Source organism: Streptomyces flavalbus (genome assembly GCF_042674625.1).
Classification (GTDB): domain Bacteria; phylum Actinomycetota; class Actinomycetes; order Streptomycetales; family Streptomycetaceae; genus Streptomyces; species Streptomyces flavalbus.
The window spans coordinates 6,685,302-6,710,915 of the sequence record NZ_JBHTEB010000001.1 but is presented as its reverse complement, the minus strand read 5'-3'; the positions used below and the strand labels follow the sequence as shown (position 1 = coordinate 6,710,915).

Sequence of the window (25,614 nt, the reverse complement as noted above, 5' to 3'; positions counted from 1 at the left end):
CTCCCTCAGCCGGTGGTGAAGGTGAAGTCGTCCACGTCGAACAGGGCTCCGGTGCCGCTGCCCTTGAACACCAGGTACAGCGTGGTGGTGGAGCGGGGCGCGCGGGACAGGTCGGCGCTGACGTCCTGGAAGGTCTCCCAGCCGCCGGTCACGGGCACCGTGGCCTTGCCGAGGAGGGTGCCGGTGGCGGAGCCCGCCCGGATCTCCAGGGTGCCGCCCGCGCCGCCGGAGGAGATCCGCGCGGTGACGCTCTTGGCGTTGGAAAGGGCGTACGGCGTGAAGGAGATCCAGTCGCCGTCGTTGATGTCACCGACCGTGCGGCCGCCGTGCGCGGTCTCCTTGCTGATCACGCTGACGCCGGAGCTGTCGCCGAAGTGCTCGGCCTGCCGGTGCTTCGGCTGGGTGACGTGCTGGTCGTGGCTGGTCAGCGGGGCCTGGCCGCCGCCTCCGTTGTCGGTGTACTCGGCGTCGACGACCCCGAAGATGTTGGCGTCCTCGTCGTGGCCGCCGTCGGCGCTGGTCTGGAGGGTGCCGGAGCAGCCCTTGGCGGAGGTGAGCGGGTGGCCGTGGGTGTCGTGGCCGAGGATGAAGTTGACGGTGACCTTGGAGCAGTCGATGGTCTTGCCGTCCTCGGGATCGGTGACCTTCACCTTGAACGGAATGGCGTCACCGAAGCTGAAGAGCTGCCCGTCCTTCGGGGTCTCCAGGACGACGGTGGGCGCGGTGTTGCCGACGACGATCCGCACGCTGGCGCTGCCGGTGCGGCCGGAGGGGTCCTCGGCGGTCAGGGTGGCGGTGTAGGTCCCGTTGGCGCGGTAGCGGTGGGTGGGGTTGGCGGCGGTGGAGGTGGCGCCGTCCCCGAAGTCCCAGTGGTAGGTGAGGGCGTCGCCGTCCTGGTCGCTGGTGCCCGCGGAGGAGAAGCTCACCCGCAGCGGGGCCTGCCCGGAGGTGCGGTCGGCGCTGGCCTGGGCGACCGGGGAGTGGCCGTCGGTGGCGTTCTCGATGCGGTACAGGGCGGAGTTCTCGTCACCGCCGAACCAGGCGAGGCCGTAGTCGAGGACGTACAGCGCGCCGTCCGGGCCGAAGGCCATGTCCATCACCTGGGTGCCGGTCCACGGCACGTCGTTGATGGACCGCACGGTGCCGTCGGCGTCGCTGGAGATCCGCTTGATCCAGCGGCGACCGAACTCACCGGCGAAGAAGTCGCCGTCGTACGCCTCGGGGAACTTCACCGGCGAGTCCAGCGCGGGGTCGTAATGGTAGACCGGGCCGCCCATCGGCGACTCGGAGCCGCTGCCGAACTCGGGGACCGATCCGCCGTCGTACGGGATCCAGGCGGCCTGCGCCGGGGGCAGCTCGGTCAGGCCGGTGTTGTGCGGGGAGTTGTTGACCGGGGCGGCGCAGTCGAAGGACGCGCCGGAGGTGCCGGTGGCGAAGTCGTAGTCGACGTAGGCGTCGTTGTCGCCGGTGCAGTACGGCCAGCCGAAGTTGCCGGGGCCGGTGACGCGGGCGAACTCGACCTGCCCGGCGGGGCCGCGGTTCGGGTCGGCGGCGCCCGCGTCGGGGCCGTAGTCACCGACGTAGAGGATGCCGGTCGCCTTGTCGACGCTGAAGCGGAACGGGTTGCGGAAGCCCATGGCGTAGATCTCGGGCCGCGTCTTGTCGGTGCCGGGAGCGAAGAGGTTGCCCTCGGGGATGCCGTACGAGCCGTCGGCGTTGACCTTGATGCGGAGGATCTTGCCGCGCAGGTCGTTGGTGTTGCCGGAGCTGCGCTGGGCGTCGAAGGCCGGGTTGCGGTTGGCGCGCTCGTCGATGGGCGTGAAGCCGTCCGACTGGAACGGGTTGGAGTCGTCGCCGGTCGACAGGTAGAGGTTGCCCGCGGCGTCGAAGTCGATGTCGCCGCCGACGTGGCAGCAGATGCCGCGGCTGGCGGGGACGTCGAGGATCTTGGTCTCGCTGGCGTTGTCGAGGGTGCCGTCCTCGCGCAGGACGAAGCGGGAGAGCCGGTTGACGCCGTCGAAGGGGGCGAAGTCGGCGGCGGTGCCGGTCTCGGGGGCGTCGCCCGCGGGGGTGTTCAGCGGGGGCGCGTAGTAGAGGTAGATGAAACGGTTCTCTGAGAAGTTCGGGTCGACGCCGATGCCCTGGAGGCCCTCCTCGTCATGGGAGTAGACGTCGAGCTTCCCGGCGAGCTTGGTGTTGCCCGCGGCGTCGGTGAGGCGGAGTTCGCCGTCGCGGGAGGTGTGCAGGACCGAGCGGTCCGGGAGGACGGCGAGCGACATGGGCTCGCCGACCTCCGCCTCGCCCTTGGCGAGGGTGACCTGCTGGAAGTCCTCCGCGGCGGCGGGGACGTCGGCGGTGCCGGGGTCCGCGGCGGTGGCCTGCGGGGCGGCGAGGGTCAGGGACGCGCCTGCCAGCAGGGCGCCGCTGAGCAGGGCGACGGCTCTGCGCAGGAAGGGGTGTGGGGTGTGGGTGGCGGTGCCGGTGGTGCGGTCGTTCCCGTGCACGGGTGCCTCCAGGAAGGGGCCGGTTGTACGGGCGGGTGCGAGTGGTACGGCCGGTGCGTACGCCGGGGTGCGCCATCACCCCGGCGGGGGAGGAGGGGAGGGGTCAGTTGCCTCCGAACGCCGCGTCGAACGACGCCGTCGGCGGTTCGAAGTCGTACGCCTTGAGACGTTTCAGCGCCTCCGGGGCGCCTTGCAGGCGGTCCATGCCCGCGTCCTCCCACTCCACGGAGACGGGCCCCTGGTAGTCGATGGAGCGCAGCATCCGGAAGACGTCCTCCCAGGGGACGTCGCCGTGCCCGGCGGAGACGAAGTCCCAGCCGCGGCGCGGGTCGCCCCAGGGCAGGTGGGAGCCGAGGCGGCCGTTGCGGCCGTCGAGGCGCTTGCGGGCCTCCTTGCAGTCCACGTGGTAGATCCGGTCCCGGAAGTCCCACAGGAAGCCCACCGGGTCCAGGTCCTGCCACACGAAGTGGGAGGGGTCGAAGTTGAGGCCGAACGCCGGTCGGCGGTCGACCGCCTCCAGGGCGCGTACGGTCGTCCAGTAGTCGTAGGCGATCTCGCTCGGGTGGACCTCGTGCGCGAACCGCACGCCCTCGGCGTCGAAGACGTCCAGGATCGGGTTCCAGCGCGCGGCGAAGTCCTCGTAGCCGCGCTCGATCATGGACTCCGGGGCGGGCGGGAACATCGCGACCAGGTGCCAGATGGCGGAGCCGGTGAACCCGATGACGGTGTCCACGCCGAACGCGGCGGCGGCGCGGGCGGTGTCCGCGATCTCGGTGGCGGCCCGCCGCCGCACCCCCTCCGCCTCGCCGTCGCCCCAGATCCGGGCGGGCAGGATGGCCTGGTGGCGTTCGTCGATGATGGCGTCGCAGACGGCCTGGCCGACGAGGTGGTTGGAGATGGCCCAGCACTTCAGGCCGTACTTGTCGAGCAGCGCGCGCCGGGAGTCCAGGTACGCGGGGTCGGTGAGGGCCTTGTCGACCTCGAAGTGGTCGCCCCAACAGGCGAGTTCGAGGCCGTCGTAGCCGAAGTCGCGGGCGAGGCGGCAGACCTCTTCCAGCGGCAGGTCGGCCCACTGGCCGGTGAAGAGCGTGAAGTCGCGGGGCATCCGGGCGGTCCTCCTCAGACGACGGTTGAACGGCGGTCAGACGGTGGTCGGAGAGGTGGGGCGGCGGTCGTCGGACGACCGGAGGCGACGTACGGTCGACGGCCTCCCGTCGGCGGTACGACGTCCCGCGGTCCACGGCACCCCCACCGGTGAGCAGTTGACACGCGGGTGCTCAGGCGGCGACAGGCGTGTACACGCTGTTCTTCTCGGCGCTCTCCTCCACCGCCGCCAGCACCCGCTGCACCTGGAGCCCGTCCGCGAAGGACGGCTCGGGGCGGCGGCCCTCCGCGACGGCGTGCACCAGGTCGCGGGCCTGGTGGGCGAAGGTGTGCTCGTAGCCGAGGCCGTGGCCCGGCGGCCACCACGCCGCGAGGTAGGGGTGGTCGGGTTCGGTGACGAGGATGCGCCGGAAGCCGGAGTGGGTGTCCGGCTCGGTGGCGTCGTGGAACCAGAGTTCGTTGAGGCGCTCCAGGTCGAAGGCGAGGGAGCCGCGCTCCCCGTTGAGTTCCAGGCGCAGGGCGTTCTTGCGGCCGGTGGCGTACCGGGTGGCCTCGAAGGAGGCGAGGGCGCCGGAGGCGAAGCGGCCGGTGAACACGGCGGCGTCGTCGACGGTGACCTCCCCGGTGCCGTCGGCGGAGACCGCCGTCAGACCGCTGCTGGGTCCGCCGGGCAGCGGCCGGTGCCGTACGAACGTCTCGGTCAGCGCGGAGACCCCGGCCAGCGGCTCACCGGCGAGGTACTGCGCGAGGTCGACGATGTGCGCGCCGAGGTCACCGAGGGCGCCGGAGCCCGCGTGCTCCTTGCGCAGCCGCCAGGTGAGCGGGAACTGCGGGTCGGTCAGCCAGTCCTGGAGGTACGTCACGCGCACGTGCCGCAGCGTGCCGAGGCGGCCCTCGGTGATCATCCGGCGGGCCAGGGCGGTGGCGGGCACCCGGCGGTAGTTGAAGCCGACCATGGCGAGCTGGCCGCGGGCGTAGGCCGCGTCGGCCGCCGCGGACATGGCCTCGGCCTCCTCGACGGTGTTGGCGAGGGGCTTCTCGCACAGCACGTGCTTGCCCGCGGCCAGCGCGGCGAGCGCGATCTCGGCGTGGCTGTCGCCGGGGGTGCAGATGTCGACGAGGTCGATGTCGTCGCGGGCGACCAGGGCCCGCCAGTCGGTCTCGGCCGTCTCCCAGCCGTGCCGGTCGGCCGCGGCGCGCACCGCGGCGGCGTCGCGTCCGCAGATCGCGGTCATGACGGGCCGCCGGGGCAGGTCGAAGACATGGCCCACGGTGCGCCAGCCCTGGGAGTGGGCGGCGCCCATGAAGGCGTAGCCGACCATGCCGATGCGCAGGGGCGGCGGCGTCGGGGCCGCGCCCTCGTCGTCGGTCCCTTCGGGCTGCTGCGGCTGTCCCATTGGATGACTCCTCCTGGTCGTCGTGGCGCGGTGGGGGGTGGCGCCCGGCCCGCCGTCGGCGGCGGGCCGGGCCCGTGGTGCGGGACGCCTCACTCGAAGCCGGTGGACATGTACTGGCCGACGTTCTCCTTGTCGACGACGGCCGAGTAGAGCGTGATCGAGGCGGGGATCTCGAACTCGGCCATGCCGCCGACGCCCTTGCCCTGGCCGAGGGCGCGGGCCAGGTCGATGGCGGAGGCGGCCATGGTCGGCGGGTACAGGACGGTCGCCTTCAGGACGCTGTTGTCCGCCTCGATGGCCTGGAAGGCGGAGAGCGCGCCCGCGCCGCCGACCATCAGGAAGTCGTCGCGTCCGGCCTGTTCGATGGCGCGCAGGGCGCCCACGCCCTGGTCGTCGTCGTGGTTCCACAGGGCGTCGAAGTCGGACTGCGCCTGGAGGAGCTGGGCCATCTTGGCCTGCCCGGACTCCACGGTGAACTCGGCGGCCTGGCGGGCGACCTTCTTGATGTTGGGGTAGTTCTTCAGGGCGTCGTCGAAGCCCTGGGTGCGCTGCTGGGTGAGTTCCAGGTTGTCGAGCCCGGCGAGTTCGATGACGCGGGCGTTCGGCTTGTCCTTGAGCTTCTCGCCGATGTAGGTACCGGCGTTGAGGCCCATGCCGTAGTTGTCGCCGCCGATCCAGCAGCGGTACGCCTGCGGGCTGTTGAAGATCCGGTCGAGGTTGATCACGGGGATGCCCGCGCGCATCGCCTTCAGGCCGACCTGGGTGAGCGCCTTGCCGTCGGCGGGCAGGATGACCAGGACGTCGACCTTCTTGTTGATGAGGGTCTCGATCTGGCCGATCTGCTGGGCGGTGTCGTTGGAGCCCTCGGTGATCTCCAGGGTGACGTCGGAGTACTTCTTGGCGCGGTTCTTGGCGTTGTCGTTGATGGCGTTGAGCCAGCCGTGGTCGGCCTGGGGTCCGGCGAAGCCGATGGTGACGGCCTTGCCGGGCTTGTCGTCGGCGGCGGGCTGGTTGTTGTCGGCCTTGTCGCTGTCGTTGTCGCTGGACTCGTTGCTCGTGCAACCGGCGAGCAGGGCACCGGCCGAGACGGCGGCGGTCCCGAAGAGCAGTCCTCTGCGTGTGGGGAGCTGTGTCATGGCGGTGAACCCTTTCCTCAGGTCGTGCTCGCGGTACGGCGCTGGACCAGCACGGCGGCGACGATGATCGCGCCCTTGGCGATCTGCTGGACGTCGCTCTGCAGGTTGTTCAGGGCGAAGATGTTGGTGATGGTGGTGAAGATCAGGACGCCGAGCACGGAGCCGGTGATGGTGCCCCGGCCGCCGCTGAGCAGGGTGCCGCCGATGATCGCGGCGGCGATGGCGTCGAGTTCGTAGAGGTTTCCGTTGGTGTTCTGGCCGGAGCCGGACAGGATGATCAGCAGGAACGCGGCGATGCCGCAGCACAGTCCGGACAGCAGGTACAGGTACAGGCGCTGGCGGCGGACGTCGATCCCGGCGAGGCGGGCGGCCTCCGGGTTGCCGCCGACGGCGACGGTGCGGCGGCCGAAGGTGGTGCGGTTGAGCACCAGCCAGCCGACGATGGTCACGAACGCGAAGACGAGGACGAGCGGCGGGATGCCGAGCACGTAGGCGTCGCGTTCGCCGAGGTCGAGGACGCTGTCGACGGTGACGATCTGGGTGCGGCCGTCGGTGATCTGGAGGGCGAGGCCGCGGGCGGAGGCCAGCATGGCGAGGGTGGCGATGAACGGCACCATCCCGCCGTAGGCGATGAGCAGTCCGTTGACCAGGCCGCAGCCGACGCCGACGAGTACGGCGGTGAAGAGGATGCCGCCGAAGCCGTACTCCTGGGTGGCGACGGTGGTCGCCCACACCGAGGCGAGGGCGACGATCGCGCCCACCGAGAGGTCGATGCCGCCGGAGGTGATGACGAAGGTCATGCCGACGGTGACGACGCCGATGACGGACGCCTGGGTGAGGACGAGTTGCAGGTTGCGGGTGTCGAGGAACTCGTCGGGCTTGGTGACACCGCCGATCAGGACGAGGACGGCGAGGACGCCCAGCAGGCTGAGGGTGCGGACGTCGGCGCGGAACATCAGGCTGCGCCAGTCGGGGGTCCGGGGCGCCGACGGCACCTTGTCGGCGCTGTCCCGCGGCGGGGAGACGTGCTGCGTCATGACGCCGGGCTTCCTTCCATCACGAGGTCGAGTACGCGGTGTTCGTCGAGTTCACGGGCGGGCGCGGTGTGCACGACGCGGCCTTCGCGGAGCACCAGGACGCGGTCGGCGAGGCCGAGCACCTCGGGCACCTCGCTGGAGACGAGCAGCACCCCGAGGCCGTCGTCGGCGAGTCGGCGGACGACCGCGTACAACTCGGCGCGGGCGCCCACGTCGACGCCGCGGGTGGGTTCGTCGAGCAGCAGCACCCGGCAGCCGCGCAGCAGCCAGCGCGCGAGCACGGCCTTCTGCTGGTTGCCGCCGGACAGGGTGCGCACCGGCACGGACGGGTTGTCGGGCCGCAGCGACAACTGGCGGGTGGCGGCCCGCGCGGCGCCCAGTTCGGCGCCCCGGTCGATCCAGCCGCCGCGGGAGAAGCGGGACATGGAGGAGACGGACACGTTGCGGGTGACCGACTCCAGCATCAGCAGGGCCTGCGCCTTGCGTTCCTCGGGGGCGAGCCCGAGTCCGGCGCGCACGGCGGCCCGTACGCTGCCCGGCCGCAACGGCCTGCCGTCGACCAGCACCTCACCGGCGGACGGCTTGCGGGCGCCGTAGACGGTCTCCAGGATCTCGGACCGGCCCGAGCCGACCAGCCCGGCCAGCCCGACGATCTCCCCTGGGCGCACCTCCAGGTCCAGCGGCTCGAACTCGCCCTCCCTGGCCAGCCCGCGCACCTGGAGCAGGGGCGCGGCGGTGGGCGGCTTGGCGGGCCGGTCCGGGAAGACGTACTCGACGTTGCGGCCGGTCATCATGGCGACGACCTCGCGCGTCGGGGTGGACTTGGCGGGCAGTCCGCCCGCCACCGCCCGGCCGTCCTTCAGCACGGTGACCCGGTCCCCGATCCGGCGGATCTCCTCCAGGCGGTGCGAGATGTAGACGACGGCGACGCCGTCGGCGGTGAGGTCCCCGACGATGCGGAACAGGTTGTCGACCTCGTCGGGGTCGAGCGCCGCGGACGGCTCGTCCATCACGATCAGCCGTACGTCGTGGGAGAGCGCCCGCGCCATCGACACGATCTGCTGCTGCGCCGCCGACAACTCCCCCACCAGCCGCGCCGGATCGATCTCCGGGTGTCCGAGCCGCTTCAGCAGGGCGGCCGTCGAGGCGCGGGCGGTCCCGCGGCGTACGACGAATCCGGCGGTGGTGGGTTCGTGGCCGAGGTGGACGTTCTCGGCGACGGACAGGTGCTCCACCAGGTCGAGTTCCTGGTAGATGGTGGCGATGCCGAGGCGCATGGCGGCGATCGGGGAGCGCAGGGTGACGTCCTCGCCGCGCCAGCGGATGGTGCCGCCGTCGGGTTGGTGGGCGCCCGCGAGGACCTTGATCAGGGTGGACTTCCCGGCGCCGTTCTGGCCGAGCAGGCAGTGCACCTCACCGGCCTGGACGTCCAGGTCGACTCCGTCCAGGGCGCGGACTCCGGGGAACGACTTGGTGATGCCGGACATGCTGAGGAGGGGTGGTTCTGGTGCCATGTGGGTTCCCCTTGGCGGGCGTACGGGCCGGTTCAGGGCAGGGCGGAGCGAGGCGGGGCGGGGCGGGGTGACGCGGAGCGGATCAGGGCAGCGCGGGGTGCGGGCGGGGGTGGTGCCGGGTGCCTGACGAGCCGTGGTGCGGTGCGGTGGTGCGGTGCGGTGGGGCTACGGGTTCACGCCGGTGAGAACAGGTGGTCGCTGATGAGCCGGGCCGCGCCGATGACTCCGGCGGTGGGGCCCAACTCGCCTAGGACGATGGGGAGGTTGCCGGTCGCCAGGGGCAGCGACTGGCGGTAGACCTGGGTGCGGATCGCGGCGAGCAGGTTGTGGCCGAGGCCGGTCACCCCGCCGCCGATCACCACCAGGCCCGGGTTGAAGAAGCTGACCAGACCGGCGATGACCTTGCCGGTGTGGTTGCCGCCCTCGCGGATCAGGTCCAGGGCGGTGGCGTCGCCCGCGGCAGCGGCGGCGGCGACGTCGGCGGCGCTGAGGCCGCCGCCGGTCTCCAGCCGTGCGGCGAGTTCGGCCGAGTGGCCCTGCTGGGCCGCCTCCAGCGCGTCGCGGGCGAGCGCGGCGCCGCTGAAGTGGGCTTCCAGGCAGCCCCGGTTGCCACAGGCGCACGGGCGCCCGTCGGGTACGGCCTGGATGTGTCCGATGTCGCCCGCGCTGCCCGTCGTACCGCGGTAGACCTCACCGCCGACGACGATGCCGCAGCCGATACCGGTGCCGATCTTGACGCAGAGGAAGTCCCCCACGGTCCGGGCGACTCCGGCGTGCTGCTCCCCCATCGCCATGAGGTTCACGTCGTTGTCGACCATGACCGGGCAGCCGAGTTCCTGACTGAGCGCCTCCCGCACGGGGAAGCCGTCCCAGCCGGGCATGATCGGCGGTGCCACGGGGACGCCCTCGGGGAAGCGCACCGGGCCCGGGACGCCGATCCCGGCGCCGTCGAAGCCCTCCGCGAGCCCGGAGGCCCGCAGCTTGGCGGCCATCGCGAGGACCTGCTCGAAGACCGCGACCGGGCCCTCGCGCACCTCCATGGGCTGGGTGATGTGCCCCAGGATCTCCAGCTCGGCGTTGGTGACCGCGACGTCGATGGAGGTGGCGCCGATGTCGACGCCGAGGAACCGGAGGTTCGGGGCGAGCCGGATGTTGTGGGACCGGCGGCCACCGCGCGAGGCGGCGAGTCCGTCGGCGACCACGAGACCGGTCTCCAGCAGCCGGTCCACCTCCACCGCCAGCTTGGACCGGGACAGGTCGACCTGGTCGCCCAACTGGGCCCGGGAGTTGGGACCGCCGTCGCGCAGCAGCTTCAGCAGCCTGGCCTGGTGGGAGTTGGCGGGTCGTGCCGTCATGCGTCTCACGAACCCCTCCCCGCCTTGGTCGGCCAGTGCGCGCCGGTTTCCGGCCACCTGTGTGGCTTGCTTCGGTACGGAACGTAGCAGCGGCTGCCAAGAGTGGGAAGAAGTCGTGCACGAATTACTGACGACTTTTTCCACTCGCAGGACAAAGACGGGTGCCATATCGGCCTGAGCGGTGATGAGTCCGGCATTCGGCGGGGCCGCGTGGCGCGCTGGTGTCCCCCGTGGCGACGGCCGAGGATGGGCACGACGCCGGGCCGAGCGCGGTCCGGGCGACGGGAGAGGACGAGGACGAGCGCATGTTCTTAGTGACGGGTGCCACCGGGAACGTCGGCGGCGAGCTGGTACGGGCCCTCGCCGGGGCCGGTGAGCCGGTGCGCGCGCTGAGCCGCGCCGGGCGGTCGGAGGGGCTGCCGCCCGGCGTGGAGCCCGCGGCGGGCGACCTCAACGAGCCGGAGACGGTGCGGGCGGCGCTGGACGGCGTGACGGCGGTGTTCCTGATGCCCGGGTACGCCGGTCAGCGGCAGATCCTGGCGGACGCGCGGGCGGCGGGCGTACGGCGGGTCGTGCTGCTGTCCGGCCGGTCCGCGGGCACCGGCGACACGGCCAACGCGGTCGCCGGGTACATGATCGACGCGGAGGAGGCGGTACGGGAGTCAGGTCTCGCGTGGACCTGCGTACGGCCGACCAGCTTCATGTCCAACGCGCTGCAACTGGCGGACCAGCTCCGCGCGGGCGACAGCGTGCGGGTGCCGTTCCCGGACGCGGCGACGGCCGACATCGACCCGTACGACATCGCGCGGACCGTCATGGTCGCGCTGCGCTCGGGGGAGTTCGACGGCCGGGTCCTCGAAGTGACCGGTCCCGAGCCGCTGTTGCCCGCCGACCGGGTGCGCATCCTCGGCAAGGTGCTGGGCCGGGAGCTGCGGACCGTGGGGCTCACGCACGAGGAGGCGCGCGCCGAGCTGGAGGCGCGGATGCCGGTGCCGTACGTGGACGCCTTCTTCAGCTTCTACGTGGACGGCACGCTGGACGAGTCGGAGGTGCTGCCGACCGTCCAGGAGGTCACCGGCCGGGCGCCGCGCACCTTCGAGGAGTGGGCACGGACGCACGCGGCCGAGTTCTAGCGGGGCCCGTCAGGGTTCCTGGCGGGCGTGGTACGAGCGGCGGGTGTGCTCGGTGTGCTCGCGCATCAGCCGGGTGGCCCGCTGCTCGTCCCCGTCCTGGATGGCGTGGATCAGGTCCCGGTGCTCGACCCAGGACTGGTGGCCGCGCTGCCGGGCGACCGGCGTGTAGTACCAGCGCACCCGGCGGTCGACCTGGGCGGCGAGTTCGGCGAGGACGGCGTTCCCGGCCAGCTCCATGACCTTGGCGTGGAAGCGGGCGTTGAGCGCGACGGCGGCGTCCACGTCGTCGGCGGCGACGGCCTTCAGGCCCTCTTGGAGCAGCGCCTCCAGGGCGCCGACGCCGTCCTCGGTGGCGTTCGCGGCGGCGAGCCGGGCGGCCTCGGCCTCCAGCAGCGTACGGACCGTGAGGAGCTGGTCGGCCTCCTCCTCGGTGGGCTCGTGCACGAAGGCGCCCTGGGCGGGCCGCAGGTCGACCCAGCCCTCGGTGTTGAGGCGTTGCAGTGCCTCGCGCACCGGCTGGCGGGAGACCCCGAGGTGGCCCGCGAGTTCGCTCTCCACGAGGTGCTGGCCCGGCTGGAGGGCGCGGGTGGTGATGAGTTCGAGCAGCGCCTCGTAGACGCGGTCGCGCAGCGGTCCGGGCCGTTCGAGCCTGGGCACCGCCCCCTGCGGCAGTCCAGTCGACAACATCGGTCCCCCTCCTCGGCGGGCCTGCGCGGCGGGCGACGGGCCAGCGGCACGGTAGCCAGCATGGACAGTATCGATTGTCTTTCGTCTACAGTCTACGGTGCACGGACGCCAGCCCGAGGGGGAGTTGGGCGCGTCACACCGCCGGGCGGGACGGGTCGCCGCTACGGCCTCACGGGCACCGTACGACCTGTCCGGCGTACGACAGGTTGCCGCCGAAGCCGAACAGCAGTACCGGGTCGCCGCTGCTGACCGCGCCCTGTTCGACCAGCTTGGAGAAGGCGAGCGGGATGCTCGCGGCGGAGGTGTTGCCCGACTCGGTGACGTCGCGGGCGACCACGGCGTTGACGGCGCCGATCTTCTCGGCGAGCGGCTCGATGATGCGCAGGTTGGCCTGGTGCAGGACGACCGCGGCGAGGTCGGCGGGCGCGAGTCCGGCGCGCTCGCAGGCCCGCCGGGCGATCGGCGGGAGCTGGGTGGTCGCCCAGCGGTAGACGCTCTGGCCCTCCTGCGCGAACCGCGCCGGTACGCCCTCGATGCGCACCGCGTGCCCCATCTCCGGCACCGAGCCCCACAGCACCGGCCCGACGCCCGGCTCGCCGACGCCGGGCGACGCCTCGACGACGGCGGCGCCCGCGCCGTCCCCGACCAGCACGCACGTCGTGCGGTCGCTCCAGTCGGTGACGTCGGACATCTTGTCGGCGCCGATCACCAGCGCGCGGGTCGCGGCGCCCGCCCGTACGGCGTGGTCGGCGGTGGCGAGGGCGTGGGTGAACCCGGCGCAGACGACGTTGACGTCCATCGCGGCGGGCGAGGGCACGCCGAGCCGGGCGGCGACGCGGGCGGCCATGTTCGGGGAGCGGTCGACGGCGGTGGAGGTGGCGACCAGCACCAGGTCGATGTCGCCGGGGGTGAGCCCCGCCGTGGCCAGCGCCTTGGCGGCGGCGTGCGCGGCCAGCTCGTCGACGGGTTCGTCGGGTCCGGCGATGTGGCGCGTGCGGATGCCCACCCGGCTGGTGATCCACTCGTCACTGGTGTCGACCAGGCCCGCCAGGTCCTCGTTGGTGAGCACCTTGGCGGGCTGGTAGTGGCCGAGTGCGGCGATGCGTGAGCCGGTCATGGGTGGATCCCCCTCGTTGCCTTGGGTAGCGGGATTCACCAGTCTGATCAGTGACTCACGGGTAGCACGGCAGGCAAGGCGACAGGAATCCGGCACCGCAGTTGTCGGCTTCCCTCAGGCCGTCGGACGCCCGAACACCCACCGAACACCCGCCCCCGCCCGGCGCCCTCAGTCGTGGGGCACCAGGGCCACCGGGCACCTCACCTGGTGGATCAGGGCGTGGGCGACCGGGCCGGTGCGGGGGGTGGGCGGGGTGTGGTGGCGGCGCAGGCCGACGACCAGGAGGGAGGTGTTGGTCGCGGCGGGGACGAGGACGTGGGCGGGGCGGCCCTCGTGGCAGATTTCGAGGACGGGGACCTTGGGGAACTTCTCCCGCCAGGGCAACAGGAGTTCCGTCAGCTCGTGGGCCGCGGAGTCGCGCAGGCGGGCCTGGCGTTCGGCGGCGTCCGGGAGGGCGTGGGCGAACGGCAGGTGCCAGGCGTGCACGGCGCGCAGGGGCGCCCGGCGCAGGTCGGCGGCGCGGAAGGCGAAGGCGAGGACGTCGTCGCTGGGCTCGTCGACGTCGACGGCGACCGCCACCTCCCGGCAGGGCGTGCGCGCCGACGGGGTGCCGTCGGCTTCCGGCTGGTGCTCGTCCTCGGCCGTCGTGCCGTCCCGGACGAGGACGATCGGGCGCTCACTGCGCGCGACCGTGGCCAGCGCGACCGACCCGGACACGAAACCGCCGAGCCCGGTGGGCCCCTGGCTGCCGATGGCCAGGAGTTCGGCCCCCGCCGACTCGGCGAGCAGGGCGGGCACGGGCAGCCTGTTCACCTGCTCGGCGGTGATGGTCAACTGCGGGTACCGCTCCCCCACCCGGTCCAGGGCGGTGCGCAGCACGTGCCGGGCGTGGTGCTGCGGCGCCCGCAGTTCGGGCGGGGCCGACGCGGGGGCGCCCTCCGGGAGGCCCGCCTCCCAGGCGTGCACGAGCCGCAGGGGCAGTCCCCGGCGCAGCGCCTCCCGGGCCGCCCAGTCGGCGGCGGCGAAGCCTTCGCTGGAACCGTCCACACCGGCCACTACTGGCCTGATCATGACCGTCACCTCCCTGGTCATGCCGTGCGCGGGGCGGCCGGGCGGGGCCGGGCGCCGCGGAGACGGGAAGGGCCTCCGCTCCCCAGCGTGCGCAACGCGCGCCCCAGCGGCAAGGGCCGTCCGGCCCGGCCTCCCCGGCCCGAGGGGCCGCTCACGCCTCCTGCGGCACCACCGCCACCGGGCACGCCGCGTGGTGCAGCAGCGTGTGGGCGACCCGGCCGAGCTGGAGTCCGAAGTGGCCCTGGCGGCGCCGGGCTCCGACGACCACCAGGTCCGCGGCGGCGGAGTGCCGTACCAGGACCCGGCGCGCCTGGCCCTCCACCGTCGTACGCCGCACGGTGACGGCGGGGTGGGCGGCGAGCGGGTCGCGGAGGAGTTCCTCCAGTTGGGTGATGGCGCGGTCCTCGTGGTAGCGGGCGGGCTCCTCCGCGAGGACGGCGACGTCGGCGCTCTCGTGCGCGGGGCAGCGCCAGGCGCGGACCGCGTCGAGGGTGTCGCCGCGGACCTCGGCCTCGCGGACGGCGAACCGCGCGGCGGCGTCCCCGGTGCCCGGCTCCCCGGCGCCGAGCAGCACCCGCCCGTGGCCGCCGGTCAGGGCGGCCCGGTCGCCGCGCACGACGATCACCGGGCAGTGCGCGCGGGCGGCGACGGCCAGGCTCACCGACCCCAGCAGCAGCCCCTTCAGCTCACCGCGCCCCCGGTGCCCGGTGACCAGCGCGAACGCGTCGTCGGCGGCCCCCAGCAGCGCCTCCGCCGGGTCCTGGGCGTGCACGGCGGTGAACAGCTTCACGCCGGGCTCGCGGCGCCGGGCGCGTTCGGCCGCGGCGGCGACGACGTGCTCGGAGACCAGTCGCTCCGCGGGGCGCTTCGGGCCGCCGCCGAGCAGGGTGAGGCTCTCGTAGCGCTCCCACAGGGAGCCGTACACGAGCCGCAGGGGCACGCCGTGCCGGGCGGCCTCGTCGACGGCCCAGTCCACCGCCGCCAGCGAGCCGTCCGATCCGTCCACGCCCACGACCAGGGGCCGTTCCGTCGTCGTCATCGTTCCCACCGCCTCGTCCTCGGGCAGGGTGCAGGGGCCGTACGGGTCGATGCTCACGCTGGCACCGGCGGCGGCCGGAGGGCAGGGGCTGTCCGGGGTGCGGTGGGGTCCGTTCGGCCCCTGTCGGGGCGCGGGCGGTCGCCGCACGCTGGCCGTGGGGCCCGGAGTGAGGAGCGGGAGATGTCCGTCGGCCGGATCGTCGTCATCGGGGTCGGGAACGAGTTCCGCCACGACGACGGCGTGGGCTGGGCCGTGACGGCGCGGCTGGCCGAGCGTACCGCCGACCGGCCGCTGCCGCCGGGCACCGTCGTGGCGGACTGCGACGGCGACCCGGCGAGGCTGCTCGGCCTGTGGGAGGGCGCCGCCCTCGCGGTCGTCGTCGACGCCGCGCACGCCGAGCCGCCGCACCCCGGCCGCGTCCACCGGCTCACCCTGGACGGCACCGGCACGGCCCGCACCGCGACGACCAGCTCCCACGGTCTGGGCCTCGGGGACGCCGTGGAGCTGTCCCTCGTCCTGGACCGGCTGCCGCGCCGCCTGGTCGTGTACGCCGTCGAGGGCGCCGACCGGTCGCTGGGCCGGGGCCTGTCCGCGCCCGTCGCCGCCCGGGTGGACGCGCTGGCGAGGGCGGTGGAGGAGGACGTGCGCCGCAGCGGCCCTGACGGGCGGGAGGTGGACCATGACCACGCCGCTGAGTGAGCGCCGCCGCACCCAGTACATCGAGGTCCACGGCCGGGTCCAGGGCGTCGGCTTCCGGCCCTTCGTGCACCGCACGGCCACCGCGCTGGGCCTGGACGGCTGGGTGTGCAACGTGAACGGCCACGTCGAGCTGACCGTCACCGGCCGCCCGGACGCCCTGCGCGAACTGGTCGCACGGCTACGGGACCAGCCGCCGCCGCTGGCCGCCGTACGCCGCGTCGAGGTGACCGACGTGACCGACGCGCCCGGCGCGCCGCCCGCCCGCGCCGGATTCACCGTCGTGGCCAGCCAGGCCGACCCCTCCACCGCGCCCCGCGAGATCCCCCCGGACGCCGCGATCTGCGACGCGTGCCTCGCCGAGCTGTTCGACCCGGGCGACCGGCGGTACCGCTACCCGTTCGTCAACTGCACCGACTGCGGCCCGCGCGCCACCGTCATCGAGGACCTGCCGTACGACCGCGAGCGCACCACGATGCGTCGCTTCCCGCTCTGCCCCGACTGCGCGGCCGAGTACGCCGACCCGGCCGACCGGCGCTTCCACGCCGAGCCCCTCGCCTGCCCGGTCTGCGGCCCCCGGCTCGCCTGGGACGAACTGACCGGCGAGGACGCCCTCCGGGCGGCGGTGCGGGTCGTCGACGGCGGTGGCATCGTCGCCGTCAAGGGGCTCGGCGGTTACCAGCTCGTCTGCGACGCCACCGACGCCGAGGCGGTCGCGCGGCTCAGGCGGCGCAAGCGCAGGCCCGCGAAGCCGTTCGCCGTGATGGTGGGTGACCTGGTGGCGGTGCGTCGACTGGCGCGCACGGGCCGTACCGAGGAGGCCGTGCTCGGCTCGCCGCAGCGGCCGGTGGTCCTGCTCCCCGCCCGGCGCCGGGGCGAGCGGCTCGCGCCCGCGGTGCACCCCGGCACCGGGCGGCTGGGCCTCTTCCTGCCCACGACCGGGCTGCACCACCTGCTCCTGCGCGAACTGGCCCGGCCGCTCGTCGTCACCAGCGGCAACCTCGCCGACGAACCCCTCGCCACCGACGACGCCGCCGCCCGCCGGTCGCTGGGCGCGGTCGCGGACGGGTTCCTCACCCATGACCGGCCCATCCGGGCCCGCTACGACGACTCGGTCGTCCAGGTCGCCTGCGGCACCGTGCGCGTACTGCGCCGGGCGCGCGGGTACGCCCCGGCGCCGCTGGCGCTGCCGGTCGCCGCGCCCGTGCCGCTGGTGGGCGCGGGTGCCCAGCTCAAGCACACGTTCACGCTGGCCGAGGCGGGCCGGGCGCACCTGGGCCCGCACACCGGGGACCTCGCGGACGCGGCGACGTACGACGCCTTCGCGGCCTCCTACGCCGAGCTGACCCGGCTGACCGGCGTCGCTCCGCGCGTCGTCGCGCACGATCGGCACCCCGGCTACCTGTCCACCCAGTGGGCGCGCGGGGAGCGGCGGTTCGAGCGGTGCATCGCCGTCCAGCACCACCACGCGCACGTGGCCGCGGTCGCCGCCGAGCACGCGGTGACCGTGCCGTTCACCGGCGTCGCCTGCGACGGGCTCGGCCTCGGGGACGACGGCACGCTGTGGGGCGGCGAGGTACTGGTCGCGGATCTCGCGGGGTACCGCAGGGTGGGCCGCTTCGCGCGGGCGCCGCTGCCCGGCGGGGAGGCCGCGGTGCGGCACCCGTGGCGGATGGCGCTCGGCTATCTGCACGGCCTCGAACCACTGGGCGGACCCCGGCCGGGCCCCGCCCTCGTGCGGCTGTTCACGGACCGGCTCGACGCCCGGGAGGCGCGTTTCGTGCGGGCCATGGTGGAGCGCGGCGTCAACTGCCCGCCCGCGTCCAGCGCGGGACGGCTGTTCGACGCGGCGGCGAGCCTGCTCGGCCTCGGTGACACGGTGTCGTACGAGGGTCAGGCGGCCGTCGCCCTGGAGGGCGCGGCGGGCCCGCTGCGGCCGGGCGCGCTGCCGTGGCGGCTGGCGCGGGCGGCGGACGGGCTGTGGGTGTACGACCCGGCGCCGACGCTCACCGCGCTCCTCGAAGGGGTCGCCGCCGGGGTGCCGGTGCCCCGGCTGGCCGCCGCCTTCCACACCGCCGTCGCGGAGGCCACCGCGGCGCTCGTCGCCCGCGCCGTGGCGGACGGCGCCCCGACCACGGTGTGCCTGGGCGGTGGCTGCTTCCAGAACCTCCGTCTGCTCGGTGAGCTGACCGGGCTGCTGCGGGCGCGCGGGATGCGGGTGCTCACCGGCCGGGCGGTGCCGGTCAACGACGGCGGGATCAGCTACGGGCAGACGGCGGTCGCCGCCGCCGTACTGGAAGGAGAGGGGTGAGGGCGATGTGCCTGGGCATCCCCGGCCGGATCGTCGACGTCCGCGAGGAGGCGGGCCTGCGCACCGGCACGGTCGACTTCGGCGGGGTGCGCCGCGAGGTGTGTCTCGCCTACACCCCGGAGGCGGGGGTGGGCGCGTACGTCGTCGTCCACGTCGGGTTCGCCATCGCGCGGGTCGACGAGGCCGAGGCGGAGCGGACTCTTGAGGTGCTGCGGGCCATGGCGGACGCGGTGACCGGTGAGCTGGGCGAGCCGCTGCCGCGCCCGGGCGGGGCCGCGGGCTGACCGGGCCGCCGACGGGGCCGGTGGCGCGGATGGGGCCGATCGGCCCTGGTGGCGCGGGGGCGCGCGCGATGTACTTGAGGTGACGGGAAGGACCCGGCACAGACGCGGAGGAGCGGTCTTCCCCCGGCCGCGCACCGCGCAATTCGGATCCGCGAGAAGCGGGTGAGTCCTTCCCGTCGCCCATGCCCCCGTCCCCCTCCACCCGCGAGCCCCCGGCAGGGCCGAACGACCCGGGTTTCGGGCCGGGCGGCCCGTGGTGGGCGGCCGGTGCCCGGTCCGACGCTGGTACCAGCGGTCCCATGGCAGCCGCACGGTACGCGCACCCAGGGGAGGTCCGATGTCAGACCGTCGCACCGCCGCCGTACTGGACCGGGCCGGACTCGACGCCCTGGTCCGGGTGCTGCGCGCGCGGGGACACACGGTCGTCGGACCGACCGTGCGGGACGCCGCCGTCGTCCTCGCGGAGATCACCTCGGCGGACGAGCTGCCGTTCGGCTGGGGCACGGAGGTCGAGGCGGGCCGCTACCGGCTGGTGCCGCGGGCGGACGGCGCGGTCTTCGCGCACACGACGGGCCCGCAGTCGTGGAAGGCGTTCCTGCACCCCGAGCGGGAGAAGCTGTGGAGCGCCGACCGCACGGCGGCCGGGGAGCTGACGATCACCGAGGAGCGCCCGGCGCGGACGTCGTACGCCTTCCTCGGCGTGCGCCCCTGCGACCTGCGGGCGATCGCGGTCCAGGACCGGGTGCTGGCCGGGGGCCGCTACCCGGACCGCGGCTACGCGGCCCGGCGCGCCGGCGCGTTCCTGGTGGCCGCCGAGTGCACGGAGCCCGGCGCGACCTGCTTCTGCGTCTCCATGGGCACGGGCCCCGGCGCCGACGCGGGCTTCGACCTCGCGCTGACCGAACTGCTCGACGCGGCCGGTCACCGCTTCCTCGTCCGCGCCGGGAGCGACGCCGGGGAGGCGGTCCTCGCCGACGTCCCGCACCGCCCGGCCGACGAGGACACCCGCGCCGCCGCCCGGGACGCCGTGGCCGCGGCGCGGGAGCGGATGGGCCGGGCCATGCCGCCGGTCGACCTGCGCGCGCTGCTCGGCGACAGCCTGACCGCCGACCGCTGGGACGACCTCGCCGCCCGCTGTCTGACCTGCGGCAACTGCACCATGGTCTGCCCGACCTGCTTCTGCGTCACCACTGAGGAGGTCACCGACCTCAGCGGGACGCACGCCGAGCGGTGGCAGCGCTGGGACTCCTGCTTCGACCTCGACTTCAGCCGACTGCACGACGGTCCCGTGCGGTCCTCGGGCCGCAGCCGCTACCGGCAGTGGCTCACCCACAAGCTCGCCACCTGGTACGAGCAGTTCGGCAGCTCCGGCTGTGTGGGCTGCGGGCGCTGCGTCGCCTGGTGCCCGGTCGGCATCGACCTCACCGAGGAGGCCGCGGCGCTGTGCGAGGAGCGCACCGCCCGGTCCCGGACCGAGACCCTTGAGGAGTCGCCACGATGACCGCCACCACCCTCGCCGCCGCCCTCCAGGCCGAGCATCGCGCCCGGCTGACGGAGACCGCGCGCGAGGTCTCCTTCGAGTCGGGCGCCCGGCTGTTCGAGGAGGGGCAGCGCGCCGACCGGTTCTGGATCGTCCGCACCGGCACCGTCGACCTGGACCTGTCCGTGCCGGGTCGCCGCCCCGTCGTCATCGAGTCGCTGGGCCACGGTGAACTCGTCGGCTGGTCCTGGCACTTCCCGCCGTACTGGTGGCAGCTCGGCGCGGAGGCGCAGAGCCCGGTGCGGGCCTGGGAGTTCGACGCGGAGACGGTACGGGGGATGTGCGCGCGAGACGCCGAGTTCGGCCGCGCGGTCGCGACCTGGGTCGGCCGGGTGGTCACCGACCGGCTGCACGCCTCCCGGCTCCGGCTGCTCGACCTGTACGCCCCGCACGCGAGCCGGAGCCGGTCATGACCGGCGCCCCGCTGCCCTACCGGGTGACCGCGGTACGACGGGAGACGCCCGACACGGTCAGCGTCACGCTGGTCCCGGCGGGCGCGGCGGTGCTGGCGCCGTTCGCGCCGGGCCAGTTCGCGATGGTGTACGCCTTCGGGGTGGGCGAGATCCCGGTGTCGGTGTCCCGCGTCGACCGCAACGAGCTGACGTACACCGTCCGCCTGGTCGGCGCGGTGTCGGCGGCGCTGTGCGGGGTGCGGACCGGTGACCTGATCGGACTGCGCGGCCCCTTCGGCACCGGCTGGGACCTGCGCCGGGCCCGCGGCCGGGACGTCCTGGTCGTCGCGGGCGGCATCGGCCTCGCCCCGCTGCGGCCCCTGCTGACCGCCGCGCTCGCCACCCCGCGCGACTTCGGGCGGCTGAACCTGCTGGTCGGCGCCCGCACCGCCCACGACCTGCCGTACGCCCGCCAGTTGCGGGCCTGGACCGCCGCGCGCAGCCCGCTGCGGTGCGCGGTCACCGTGGACCGCCCCGCCCCCGGCTGGCCCGGCCGGACCGGGTTCGTCACCGAGCTGGTCGGCGAGGCGCAGTTCACACCAGCGAACACCACGGCGTACGTGTGCGGCCCCGAGGCGATGATCCGGGCGACCGCGCGGGCGCTGGACGGTCTCGGGGTGCCCGCCGACCAGATCCGGGTCTCGCTGGAACGGAACATGCGCTGTGCCACGGGGCACTGCGGCCACTGCCAGCTCGGCGGTGCGCTGCTCTGCCAGGACGGCCCGGTGATCGGCTGGGACCGGGCCGCCGACCTGCTGTCCGTGCGGGAGTTGTGACCCCGCGCCGCTGAGGGAGGTGCGCGACCGTGACCGTCCCCACACTCGCCGTGTTCAAGCTGGCGTCCTGCGACGGCTGCCAGCTCACCCTCCTGGACTGCGAGGACGAGCTGCTCGCCCTCGCGGGCCGGGTACGGATCGCGCACTTCCTGGAGGCGTCCAGCGCGGTGGCGGAGGGCCCTTACGACCTCGGGCTCGTGGAGGGCTCCGTCACCACCGCGGCGGACGCCGAGCGGGTGCGGGAGATCCGCGCCCAGTGCCGGGTGCTGGTGACGATCGGCGCCTGCGCGACCGCGGGCGGCATCCAGGCGCTGCGCAACTTCGCCGACGTCGCGGAGTTCGCGCGCGCCGTGTACGCGCGGCCCGACTACCTCGACACCCTCGCCGACTCCACCCCCGTCTCCGCCCACGTCGACGTGGACTTCGAACTGCGCGGCTGCCCCATCGACCGCGGCCAGTTGCTGGAGGTCGTCACCGCGTTCCTCGCCGGACGCAAGCCCGACGTGCCGAACCACAGCGTGTGCTTCGCCTGCAAGCGACGCGGGGTCGTCTGCGTCACCGTCGCCCGGGGCGTCCCCTGCCTGGGCCCGGTCACGCACGCCGGGTGCGGGGCGATCTGCCCGGCGTACGGCCGCGGCTGCTACGGCTGCTTCGGCCCGTCCGGGTCCGCGAACCTGCGCGCCCTGCTGCCGCTGCTGCGCCGCGACGGCCTCGGTGACCGCGATGTCGAACGGCTGCTGCGCACCTTCAACACCGCCGCGTTCGACCGGCTCCGCGAGGAAGGGGAGGACAACGGACGCGAGGAGGCACGGACATGACCCACCGAGGCTCCCGGGTGCTGCGCGTCGGCTCGCTGGCCCGCGTGGAGGGCGAGGGCACCCTCGTGCTGCGGGTGGCGGACGGCCGCGTCGAGGAGGCGTCGCTGAGCATCTACGAACCGCCCCGGTTCTTCGAGGCGTTCCTGCGCGGCCGGGCGCACACCGAGCCGCCCGACATCACCGCCCGGGTGTGCGGGATCTGCCCGGTGGCGTACCAGATGAGCGCCTGTCAGGCGATCGAGGACGCCTGCGGGGTCACCGTGGAGCGGCCGGTGCGGGAGCTGCGGCGGCTGCTGTACTGCGGTGAGTGGATCGAGAGCCACGCCCTGCACATCCATCTGCTGCACGCCCCGGACTTCCTCGGCTGTGCCAGCGCGATCGAGCTGGCACGCGCCGAGCGGGCCGCCGTGGAGCGGGGGCTGCGGCTGAAGCAGGCGGGCAACGCGCTCATGGAGCTGCTCGGCGGCCGGGCCGTGCACCCGGTCAACGTGCGCCTCGGCGGCTTCCACCGGGTGCCGACCCGGGCCGAACTGCGTCCACTGGCGGAGCGGTTGCGGCGGGCCGCCGACGACGCCTGGGACACCGTGCGCTGGGTGGCGGGCTTCGACTTCCCCGACGCGGCCACCGACGCCGACTTCCTGGCGCTGGCGGCGCCGGACTCGTACGCCGTCGAGCGGGGCACGCCGACGGTGCTGCGCGCGGACGGGGTACGGGGCGGCTTCCCGCTCTCCGCGTTCCTGGACCACGTCCGTGAGGAGCAGGTGCCGCGCTCCACCGCGCTGCACTCGCGGCTCGACGGGCGCCGCCACCTCACCGGGCCGCTCGCCCGGTACGCGGTCAGCGGTCCCGCGCTGTCGGCCACCGCCCTGGAGGCGGCCCGGGCGGCGGGGCTGGGCGATCCGCGGGAGGGCGCGGTGTGCCGCAACCCGTACCGGTCGGTCCTGGTGCGGGCCGTGGAGGTGGTGTACGCGGTGGACGAGGCGCTGCGCCTGATCGCCGGGTACGAGCCCCCGGCCCGGCCCTGGGTCGAGGTGCCGCCGGTCGCCGGGACCGGGCACGGCGCGACCGAGGCGCCGCGTGGTGTCCTGTACCACCGCTACCGGCTGGACGGCGACGGCACCGTCACGGACGCCCGGATCGTGCCGCCGACGGCGCAGAACCAGGGCGCCATCGAGGCCGACCTGGTGCGGGTGGCGCGGGCGGCGGTGGCGCGGGGCGGCGTGAGCGACGCGGAGCTGGCGCGGCTGTGTGAGCGGGCGGTGCGCAACCACGATCCGTGCATCTCCTGCGCCACCCACTTCCTGGACCTGACCGTCGTCGACGGGGAGACGGGGAGATGACGTGGGGTGAAGTACCTCGACGAGTACCGTGACCCGGCCGTCGCCCGGCGGCTGCTGGCGGAGCTGCGCGCCACCGCGACCCGGCCGTGGCGGATCATGGAGGTGTGCGGCGGGCAGACCCACACCCTGGTCCGGCAGGGCATCGACGAGCTGCTGCCCGCCGGGATGCGGATGATCCACGGCCCCGGCTGCCCGGTGTGCGTGACCCCGCTGGAGACCCTGGACCGGGCGATGGCCATCGCGGCGCGGCCCGAGGTGGTCCTGACCAGCTTCGGGGACATGCTGCGGGTGCCGGGCACCGGGACCGACCTGCTGTCGCTGCGGGCGCGCGGCGCCGACGTGCGGGTGGTGTACACGCCGATGGACGCGGTCCGCCTCGCCGCCGCCCGGCCGGACCGCGAGGTGGTGTTCCTGGCGGTCGGCTTCGAGACGACCGCGCCCGCCAACGCGATGGCGGTCCTGCACGCCGCCCGCCTCGGCCTCACCAACTTCTCCCTGCTGGTCAGCCACGTGCTGGTGCCGCCCGCGATGACGGCGCTGCTCGACGACCCCGACTGCGAGGTGCGGGCGTTCCTCGCGGCGGGGCACGTGTGCGCGGTGATGGGCTGGCGGGAGTACGAGCCGATCGCCGCCCGGTACCGGGTGCCGATCGTGGTCACCGGGTTCGAGCCGCTGGACCTGCTGGAGGGCATCCTGATGGCCGTCCGGCAACTGGAGTCGGGCCGCCACGAGGTGGAGAACCAGTACGTGCGGGCCGTGCGCCGGTCCGGCAACACCGCGGCGCGGGACGCCGTCTCCACCGTCTTCCAGGTCACCGACCGGGCCTGGCGCGGGCTGGGCGAGCTGCCCGGCAGCGGGCTCGCGCTGCGCCCGGCCTACGCCCGCTTCGACGCCGCCCGCCGCTTCGCCGTGGACGGGCTGCGCCCGGCGGAGGACCCGCAGTGCATCGCCGGTGCGGTGCTCACCGGGGCCCGGCTGCCGACCGACTGCCCGGCGTACGGCACCCGGTGCACGCCCCGTCATCCCCTCGGCGCGCCGATGGTGTCGGCCGAGGGCACCTGTGCCGCCTTCCACGCGGCCGGACGTCTGAGGGAGGTGCCGTCGCCATGACCGCCGTATGCCCGACCCCGCACCACGAGGACGACGTCGTGCTGCTCGGCCACGGCGCCGGGGGGCGACTGACCGCGGAGCTGCTGGAGAGCCTGGTCCTGCCCGCGCTGGACGGGCAGGGCGGGCCGCTGGAGGACGCGGCGCTGCTGCCCGGCCATCCCGACCTGGTGGTCAGCACGGACAGCTTCGTGGTCAGCCCCCTGTTCTTCCCCGGCGGCGACATCGGCGGCCTCGCGGTGCACGGCACGGTGAACGACGTCGCCATGCGCGGGGCCCGGCCGCTCGCGCTGACGGTGGCGCTGATCGTGGAGGAGGGGCTGCCGCTGCCCGAACTGCGCCGGGTGGTGCGGTCGCTGGGCGCGGCGGCACGGGCGGCGGAGGTGCCGGTGATCACCGGGGACACCAAGGTGGTGGGGCGCGGCGCGGTGGACCGGGTCTTCGTCAACACCACCGGCGTCGGCCAGCGGCACCCGGGTCTGCGGCCGTCGGCGGCGCTGGCCCGGCCGGGGGACGCGGTGCTGCTGTCCGGCCCGATCGGGCTGCACGGCACCACGGTGCTGTCGACGCGCGAGGGCCTCGGCTTCGAGAGCGACATCGCCTCGGACAGCCGCCCCCTGCACCGCCTGGTGGCCGCCCTCGCCCCCCTCGGGGAACAGGTGCACACCCTGCGCGACCCCACCCGGGGCGGCCTGGCCGCCGCGCTCAACGAGATCGCCCGGGACTCCCGCGTCGCGATCGACCTCGACGAGGACGCCATCCCGGTCCCGGACGCGGTCCGCTCGGCCTGCGACCTGCTCGGCCTCGACCCGCTCGTCGTCGCCAACGAGGGCTGCATGGTGGCGTTCGTGGCCCCCGCCGCGGCGGACACCGCCCTGACCGCACTGCGCGCACGGCCCGAGGGCCGCGACGCGGTCCGCATCGGCGAGGTGGTGCCGGGCGGCCCGGAGGGCCGGGTCACCCTGCGCACCCTGGTGGGCGCGCGGCGCGTGGTGGACATGCCGCTCGGGGAACTGCTGCCACGGATCTGCTGAAGGGCGGTTGACGGGACGTCACCCGGGTCGCCCGCTCGATCGACGGCTGTCCGAAGCCTTGCTGCGGCTACTTCCATACTGTAGACAATATTTCGTCGACATCACTCTTCCGGTCTCGGCCACGACCACCTCCGCGGTATCCCTCAAACCGAACGGAGCGTT

At 74.3% G+C, this 25,614-nt stretch carries 22 protein-coding genes; 11 read left to right on the top strand and 11 right to left on the bottom strand.

The window, feature by feature from the left end; translation table 11 throughout:
- Nucleotides 1–5: 5 nt before the first annotated feature.
- The 7 genes from ACFQZ6_RS29975 to ACFQZ6_RS29945 form a co-directional block, all read right to left on the bottom strand.
- Nucleotides 6–2,504: a PQQ-dependent sugar dehydrogenase gene (locus ACFQZ6_RS29975; protein ID WP_381615232.1), complete on the bottom strand. Its 2,499-nt coding sequence runs from the start codon at nucleotides 2,502–2,504 to the stop codon at nucleotides 6–8.
- A 103-nt stretch (nucleotides 2,505–2,607) separates the two neighbouring features.
- Nucleotides 2,608–3,609, bottom strand: coding sequence for a sugar phosphate isomerase/epimerase family protein (locus ACFQZ6_RS29970; protein WP_381615229.1), 1,002 nt, complete (start codon nucleotides 3,607–3,609; stop codon nucleotides 2,608–2,610).
- 172 nt (nucleotides 3,610–3,781) lie between these two features.
- Nucleotides 3,782–5,005 carry a Gfo/Idh/MocA family protein gene (locus tag ACFQZ6_RS29965; RefSeq protein WP_381615226.1) on the bottom strand — a complete coding sequence of 408 codons (1,224 nt, stop codon included), beginning with the start codon at nucleotides 5,003–5,005 and terminating at the stop codon, nucleotides 3,782–3,784.
- Nucleotides 5,006–5,094: 89 nt separating this feature from the next.
- Nucleotides 5,095–6,141 carry a substrate-binding domain-containing protein gene (locus ACFQZ6_RS29960; protein WP_381615223.1) on the bottom strand — a complete coding sequence of 349 codons (1,047 nt, stop codon included), beginning with the start codon at nucleotides 6,139–6,141 and terminating at the stop codon, nucleotides 5,095–5,097.
- 17 nt (nucleotides 6,142–6,158) lie between these two features.
- Complete coding sequence (locus ACFQZ6_RS29955) at nucleotides 6,159–7,178, bottom strand: ABC transporter permease (protein WP_381615220.1); 1,020 nt, start codon at nucleotides 7,176–7,178, stop codon at nucleotides 6,159–6,161.
- Complete coding sequence (locus ACFQZ6_RS29950; protein ID WP_381615217.1) at nucleotides 7,175–8,692, bottom strand: sugar ABC transporter ATP-binding protein; 1,518 nt, start codon at nucleotides 8,690–8,692, stop codon at nucleotides 7,175–7,177. The genes ACFQZ6_RS29955 and ACFQZ6_RS29950 overlap by 4 nt, the downstream gene beginning before the upstream one ends.
- 173 nt (nucleotides 8,693–8,865) lie before the next feature.
- The gene (locus tag ACFQZ6_RS29945) at nucleotides 8,866–10,047 is read right to left on the bottom strand and encodes an ROK family transcriptional regulator (protein ID WP_360214297.1); all 1,182 of its coding nucleotides are present in this window, start codon (nucleotides 10,045–10,047) and stop codon (nucleotides 8,866–8,868) included.
- Between the two features lie 230 nt (nucleotides 10,048–10,277).
- On the opposite strand from ACFQZ6_RS29945, the gene ACFQZ6_RS29940 reads away from it, so the two are divergent.
- Complete coding sequence (locus ACFQZ6_RS29940; RefSeq protein ID WP_381615213.1) at nucleotides 10,278–11,180, top strand: NAD(P)H-binding protein; 903 nt, start codon at nucleotides 10,278–10,280, stop codon at nucleotides 11,178–11,180.
- 9 nt (nucleotides 11,181–11,189) lie between these two features.
- On the opposite strand, the gene ACFQZ6_RS29935 is transcribed toward ACFQZ6_RS29940, so the two are convergent.
- The 4 genes from ACFQZ6_RS29935 to ACFQZ6_RS29920 all read right to left on the bottom strand — a co-directional run bounded on the left by ACFQZ6_RS29935 (nucleotide 11,190) and on the right by ACFQZ6_RS29920 (nucleotide 15,094).
- Nucleotides 11,190–11,867 carry a GntR family transcriptional regulator gene (locus ACFQZ6_RS29935; RefSeq protein ID WP_381615211.1) on the bottom strand — a complete coding sequence of 226 codons (678 nt, stop codon included), beginning with the start codon at nucleotides 11,865–11,867 and terminating at the stop codon, nucleotides 11,190–11,192.
- A gap of 169 nt (nucleotides 11,868–12,036) precedes the next feature.
- Nucleotides 12,037–12,984, bottom strand: a complete 948-nt coding sequence (locus ACFQZ6_RS29930; RefSeq protein ID WP_381615208.1) for a beta-ketoacyl-ACP synthase III — start codon at nucleotides 12,982–12,984, stop codon at nucleotides 12,037–12,039.
- Between the two features lie 168 nt (nucleotides 12,985–13,152).
- Entirely contained in the window at nucleotides 13,153–14,055 is a 903-nt protein-coding gene (locus ACFQZ6_RS29925; RefSeq protein ID WP_381615205.1) for a universal stress protein, read from the bottom strand.
- A gap of 151 nt (nucleotides 14,056–14,206) precedes the next feature.
- Nucleotides 14,207–15,094 (bottom strand): universal stress protein, encoded by an 888-nt coding sequence (locus ACFQZ6_RS29920; RefSeq protein WP_381618751.1) that lies wholly within the window; start codon nucleotides 15,092–15,094, stop codon nucleotides 14,207–14,209.
- Nucleotides 15,095–15,274: 180 nt separating this feature from the next.
- Here ACFQZ6_RS29920 and ACFQZ6_RS29915 point away from each other — a divergent pair, with 180 nt between their 5' ends.
- From ACFQZ6_RS29915 to hypE, 10 genes are all read left to right on the top strand, one after another.
- A complete protein-coding gene (locus ACFQZ6_RS29915) occupies nucleotides 15,275–15,793 on the top strand; it encodes a hydrogenase maturation protease (protein WP_381615203.1) in 519 nt (172 codons plus the stop codon).
- The gene (gene hypF / locus ACFQZ6_RS29910) at nucleotides 15,774–18,101 is read left to right on the top strand and encodes a carbamoyltransferase HypF (RefSeq protein ID WP_381615200.1); all 2,328 of its coding nucleotides are present in this window, start codon (nucleotides 15,774–15,776) and stop codon (nucleotides 18,099–18,101) included. Before ACFQZ6_RS29915 ends, hypF begins: the two co-directional genes overlap by 20 nt.
- Before the next feature lie 5 nt (nucleotides 18,102–18,106).
- Entirely contained in the window at nucleotides 18,107–18,385 is a 279-nt protein-coding gene (locus tag ACFQZ6_RS29905; protein ID WP_381618748.1) for a HypC/HybG/HupF family hydrogenase formation chaperone, read from the top strand.
- Between the two features lie 337 nt (nucleotides 18,386–18,722).
- Nucleotides 18,723–19,886, top strand: a complete 1,164-nt coding sequence (locus ACFQZ6_RS29900; protein WP_381615198.1) for a 4Fe-4S dicluster domain-containing protein — start codon at nucleotides 18,723–18,725, stop codon at nucleotides 19,884–19,886.
- Entirely contained in the window at nucleotides 19,883–20,338 is a 456-nt protein-coding gene (locus ACFQZ6_RS29895) for a cyclic nucleotide-binding domain-containing protein (protein WP_381615195.1), read from the top strand. The genes ACFQZ6_RS29900 and ACFQZ6_RS29895 overlap by 4 nt, the downstream gene beginning before the upstream one ends.
- A complete protein-coding gene (locus tag ACFQZ6_RS29890) occupies nucleotides 20,335–21,153 on the top strand; it encodes an FAD/NAD(P)-binding protein (RefSeq protein WP_381615192.1) in 819 nt (272 codons plus the stop codon). Before ACFQZ6_RS29895 ends, ACFQZ6_RS29890 begins: the two co-directional genes overlap by 4 nt.
- Before the next feature lie 29 nt (nucleotides 21,154–21,182).
- Nucleotides 21,183–21,971, top strand: coding sequence for an NADH-quinone oxidoreductase subunit B family protein (locus ACFQZ6_RS29885; protein WP_381615191.1), 789 nt, complete (start codon nucleotides 21,183–21,185; stop codon nucleotides 21,969–21,971).
- Nucleotides 21,968–23,311, top strand: a complete 1,344-nt coding sequence (locus ACFQZ6_RS29880) for a Ni/Fe hydrogenase subunit alpha (protein WP_381615189.1) — start codon at nucleotides 21,968–21,970, stop codon at nucleotides 23,309–23,311. Before ACFQZ6_RS29885 ends, ACFQZ6_RS29880 begins: the two co-directional genes overlap by 4 nt.
- A 6-nt stretch (nucleotides 23,312–23,317) precedes the next feature.
- Nucleotides 23,318–24,421, top strand: coding sequence for a hydrogenase formation protein HypD (gene hypD / locus ACFQZ6_RS29875; protein ID WP_381615187.1), 1,104 nt, complete (start codon nucleotides 23,318–23,320; stop codon nucleotides 24,419–24,421).
- Entirely contained in the window at nucleotides 24,418–25,452 is a 1,035-nt protein-coding gene (hypE, locus tag ACFQZ6_RS29870) for a hydrogenase expression/formation protein HypE (RefSeq protein ID WP_381615184.1), read from the top strand. The genes hypD and hypE overlap by 4 nt, the downstream gene beginning before the upstream one ends.
- The last annotated feature ends 162 nt before the right edge of the window (nucleotides 25,453–25,614 follow it).

Coding starts and splice junctions, on each gene's coding strand:
- ACFQZ6_RS29895 (WP_381615195.1), top strand. CDS start 19,883: ATGACCGCCACCACCCTCGCCGCCGCCCTCCAGGCCGAGCATCGCGCC.
- ACFQZ6_RS29930 (WP_381615208.1), bottom strand. CDS start 12,984: ATGACCGGCTCACGCATCGCCGCACTCGGCCACTACCAGCCCGCCAAG.
- ACFQZ6_RS29920 (WP_381618751.1), bottom strand. CDS start 15,094: ATGACGACGACGGAACGGCCCCTGGTCGTGGGCGTGGACGGATCGGAC.
- ACFQZ6_RS29950 (WP_381615217.1), bottom strand. CDS start 8,692: ATGGCACCAGAACCACCCCTCCTCAGCATGTCCGGCATCACCAAGTCG.
- ACFQZ6_RS29880 (WP_381615189.1), top strand. CDS start 21,968: ATGACCCACCGAGGCTCCCGGGTGCTGCGCGTCGGCTCGCTGGCCCGC.
- hypF (WP_381615200.1), top strand. CDS start 15,774: ATGACCACGCCGCTGAGTGAGCGCCGCCGCACCCAGTACATCGAGGTC.
- ACFQZ6_RS29955 (WP_381615220.1), bottom strand. CDS start 7,178: ATGACGCAGCACGTCTCCCCGCCGCGGGACAGCGCCGACAAGGTGCCG.
- ACFQZ6_RS29970 (WP_381615229.1), bottom strand. CDS start 3,609: ATGCCCCGCGACTTCACGCTCTTCACCGGCCAGTGGGCCGACCTGCCG.
- ACFQZ6_RS29935 (WP_381615211.1), bottom strand. CDS start 11,867: ATGTTGTCGACTGGACTGCCGCAGGGGGCGGTGCCCAGGCTCGAACGG.
- ACFQZ6_RS29905 (WP_381618748.1), top strand. CDS start 18,107: ATGTGCCTGGGCATCCCCGGCCGGATCGTCGACGTCCGCGAGGAGGCG.
- ACFQZ6_RS29900 (WP_381615198.1), top strand. CDS start 18,723: ATGTCAGACCGTCGCACCGCCGCCGTACTGGACCGGGCCGGACTCGAC.
- hypE (WP_381615184.1), top strand. CDS start 24,418: ATGACCGCCGTATGCCCGACCCCGCACCACGAGGACGACGTCGTGCTG.
- ACFQZ6_RS29890 (WP_381615192.1), top strand. CDS start 20,335: ATGACCGGCGCCCCGCTGCCCTACCGGGTGACCGCGGTACGACGGGAG.
- ACFQZ6_RS29925 (WP_381615205.1), bottom strand. CDS start 14,055: ATGATCAGGCCAGTAGTGGCCGGTGTGGACGGTTCCAGCGAAGGCTTC.
- ACFQZ6_RS29965 (WP_381615226.1), bottom strand. CDS start 5,005: ATGGGACAGCCGCAGCAGCCCGAAGGGACCGACGACGAGGGCGCGGCC.
- ACFQZ6_RS29960 (WP_381615223.1), bottom strand. CDS start 6,141: ATGACACAGCTCCCCACACGCAGAGGACTGCTCTTCGGGACCGCCGCC.
- ACFQZ6_RS29915 (WP_381615203.1), top strand. CDS start 15,275: ATGTCCGTCGGCCGGATCGTCGTCATCGGGGTCGGGAACGAGTTCCGC.
- ACFQZ6_RS29945 (WP_360214297.1), bottom strand. CDS start 10,047: ATGACGGCACGACCCGCCAACTCCCACCAGGCCAGGCTGCTGAAGCTG.